Source organism: Pseudomonas sp. WSY_20 (assembly GCF_043104335.1).
Taxonomy (GTDB): Bacteria; Pseudomonadota; Gammaproteobacteria; order Pseudomonadales; family Pseudomonadaceae; genus Aquipseudomonas; species Aquipseudomonas parafulva_B.
The window spans coordinates 1-2,911 of record NZ_JBICKP010000051.1 but is presented as its reverse complement, the minus strand read 5'-3'; the positions used below and the strand labels follow the sequence as shown (position 1 = coordinate 2,911).

Genomic DNA, 2,911 nt, shown 5'->3' with positions numbered 1-2,911 from the left:
TGGTCAACGTGGCCGATAGTGCCGACGTTAACGTGGGGAAGGGTACGATCAAACTTTTCCTTAGCCATCGATACAATCCTCCGCAGAAGAAATAGTCTTGCGCTGATAAAACAAAGGCAGATATTTTCATATCTGCCTTGTTTATATGGAGCTCTTGAGCGGACTTGAACCGCTGACCTCACCCTTACCAAGGGTGTGCTCTACCAACTGAGCTACAAGAGCGAAACACGTTGTGCAATAACCAGCAAACTTGGAGCGGGTAGCGGGAATCGAACCCGCATCATCAGCTTGGAAGGCTGAGGTTCTACCACTAAACTATACCCGCGAGGCTTGCGGCTCTCGCTAAAACTGGTGGAGGGAGAAGGATTCGAACCTTCGAAGCTCTCGCAACGGATTTACAGTCCGTCCCCTTTGGCCGCTCGGGAATCCCTCCAGATGTGGTCGGCATTCTATTCATCTGCCGTCCTAGTGTCAAGCGCTTTTTCAAATTTTTTCAATCAAATCTGAAACTTAGCTGCAGTGACACCGCTTGCAACTCAACCACCTGAGTGGTGTTCCCTGCGAAGCGGGCGCCATTCTATCAAGCTATTCACCAGTTGCAATACCCTGGCAGAAAATAATTTGATGTTTTAAGTCTTTGAAATCATTGGAAAGCGCGTCAAGGGCCGCTGGGTCCAACAAGCGTTCACTTTCAGGCTCTACTTTGAGCCAACGCCCCTGGGCACCTGCGATCTGCCCACGGACTGGAGCCGTGGCGATGTCCAGACTTGTCAGCCGCTGACGAAGCGACTCGAGCACCTCGGTCGTCATTGCGCCTCCAACGATGAGGCACTCTTCGCGACGCCGATCAGGTGCCGCCACTCCCGCTTCTCGCAACAGGCGAATGTCCTGCTGACTGCCTTTATAAAGCGAAAGCGGCGTGACATCCTTGACCTTAAGTGGTGCCTCCTGCTGATTCCAGACGTAGTACACACCATTGAGGATCAGGAGCAACAAGAACAACCAGCGCATAGGCACCTCAATTCAACGGGCAGGCCATGGCCAGGCCTACAAAGACCAAGTCGGGCACTACACGCGCGTCAGGCAACGAGTCTTTGACCAGCGGGGCATCCCCTCCCGTCAGGAACACAGCAAAATCCTCGCCCCACATCTCACGCGCTTGCTCAACTTGTGTGCGCACGAAGCCTTGCAGCATCAGCACGCAGCCTCGTTCGACCGCCTCCACCGTTGAGCGACCCGGAGCCAAGCTGACCAGTGCACGCTCGGCAGACGCATCGTCATAGCGAATACGCCGCGTGTGCGTGCGCAGCTGGCTGCGCATCAGAGGCATGCCTGGACAGATATAGCCGCCGAGATGCTCCCCATTGGCCGCCACGAAGTCCGCTTTGGCCGCAGTGCCCAGATCAATGACGAGGCAAGCGCCCTTGGCCAAGTGAAATGCGCCCAGCGTCGCCAGCCAACGATCCATACCAAGGCGCTGATAGTCCTCATAGCCGTTGCGCACGCCCGCCATCTCCGGCGCTGACCGTGCGACCTGTGCCTGGACGGCAAACACTTGAGCAATCAGTGACGTCAAAGCGTCGGTTTCTTCTTCACTGCGCACACTGACGATACGGCAAGCCGTAACCTGCACGCATGCCAGCGCTCTGATCTGGTCCATGAGTGTCTGGTCGGAATCCACGATTCCGCCACCCACGATCATTGCGTCGTGAACGTGAATTACCCGCCACTTGATGAAGCTGTTACCGCAATCGAGCTCAAGAATCATCACTCAACCTCAAACTAAGCTCGCCGCCGCTGAAAACTCTCTCCACGCCATCTACACACATGCGCAAACCGCCCTGCCCGTCCACGCCCGCGACTACGCCTTGTACCTGGGTGGCTCCGGCAATGAGCGTGACATTGCGCCCCTGCCAGAGATGCGCTTGCTCCCATTCTTCCTGGAAAGCCGCGAACCCATATCGGCGGTGACGCCCCAGCTCATGCTCCAAGTGGTGGCTCAGCACCGCCACTAAATGATTGCGGTCTACAGGCGCCCCCAATTCTCGACGCATGGATGTCCATCGTTGATCCACCTGCGCATTGGCCTGCATATTTACGTTTATGCCAATGCCCAGCACCACATGGCATACGTCTGCCGGATCACCGATCAACTCGAGCAAGATGCCGGTGACCTTGTGACCATCGACCAGCACGTCGTTAGGCCACTTCAAGCCTACATTCCTTACCCCGAATGCCTGCAATGTGCGCATGACCGCCAACCCCACGACCAGGCTCAGGCCCTCAAGCTGGCGCATGCCGCCATCAATGCGCAGCACCAGACTGAAGTAAAGGTTTTGCGCGAAAGGGCTGATCCATTGCCGGCCGCGTCTCCCGCGACCCGCAGTCTGCTGCTCCGCCAAGACGACGAAGGGCGCTGGCTGTCCTGCCGCCGCCAAGCGCATACCTTCAGCATTGGTCGAGTCGATCGACTCATGGATGAATGTGGGCCAGGCTGCCGCCTCCGCGTATCCTGCGATCGCAGCATTGTCCAGCAGCACCAACGGTGAGGCTAGCTGATAGCCGCGTCCACGTACCTTATGGATACTGAGGTTTAGCTCGCTTTCCAGGTGCTGCAGCTGCTTCCACACCGCACTGCGACTGACGCCCAGAGCCGCCCCCAGAGCTTCTCCGGAATGGAATCGGCCATCCTTGAGGAGATTCAACAACTTCAGCATGCGCGTCTCGACTTCGAATGAGGCTGGCATGATAGCCATGGGGGATTGTCTTGCATAGGACAAGGACCTGCGATTGGGATTGGGGGGTACGCTGCACCGGTCCGGCTCAGACCCTAGACCGCCAATCCTCGCGCCTTTCACAGGTGCAATGCCGGCCGGCTTATTTGACGCCCAAAGACAAAACCCCTACCTGC

3 protein-coding genes and 3 tRNA genes are annotated in these 2,911 nt (G+C 57.1%); all 6 read right to left on the bottom strand.

Annotated features, from left to right (window positions below; genetic code table 11):
- Window positions 1–146: 146 nt before the first annotated feature.
- Window positions 147–222, bottom strand: a tRNA-Thr gene (locus ACF8E5_RS12925).
- A 29-nt stretch (window positions 223–251) separates the two neighbouring features.
- A tRNA-Gly gene (locus tag ACF8E5_RS12920) sits at window positions 252–325 on the bottom strand.
- 24 nt (window positions 326–349) lie between these two features.
- A tRNA-Tyr gene (locus tag ACF8E5_RS12915) sits at window positions 350–433 on the bottom strand.
- A gap of 152 nt (window positions 434–585) precedes the next feature.
- Complete coding sequence (locus ACF8E5_RS12910; protein ID WP_058639915.1) at window positions 586–1,011, bottom strand: hypothetical protein; 426 nt, start codon at window positions 1,009–1,011, stop codon at window positions 586–588.
- A gap of 7 nt (window positions 1,012–1,018) precedes the next feature.
- Complete coding sequence (locus ACF8E5_RS12905) at window positions 1,019–1,768, bottom strand: pantothenate kinase (RefSeq protein WP_058606176.1); 750 nt, start codon at window positions 1,766–1,768, stop codon at window positions 1,019–1,021.
- Entirely contained in the window at window positions 1,758–2,717 is a 960-nt protein-coding gene (gene birA / locus ACF8E5_RS12900; protein WP_078479460.1) for a bifunctional biotin--[acetyl-CoA-carboxylase] ligase/biotin operon repressor BirA, read from the bottom strand. The genes ACF8E5_RS12905 and birA overlap by 11 nt, the downstream gene beginning before the upstream one ends.
- Between the last annotated feature and the right edge of the window lie 194 nt (window positions 2,718–2,911).

Excerpts from the sequence above, each read along its gene's own strand:
- ACF8E5_RS12910 (WP_058639915.1), bottom strand. The coding sequence starts at position 1,011 with ATGCGCTGGTTGTTCTTGTTGCTCCTGATCCTCAATGGTGTGTACTAC.
- ACF8E5_RS12905 (WP_058606176.1), bottom strand. The coding sequence starts at position 1,768 with ATGATTCTTGAGCTCGATTGCGGTAACAGCTTCATCAAGTGGCGGGTA.
- birA (WP_078479460.1), bottom strand. The coding sequence starts at position 2,717 with ATGCTGAAGTTGTTGAATCTCCTCAAGGATGGCCGATTCCATTCCGGA.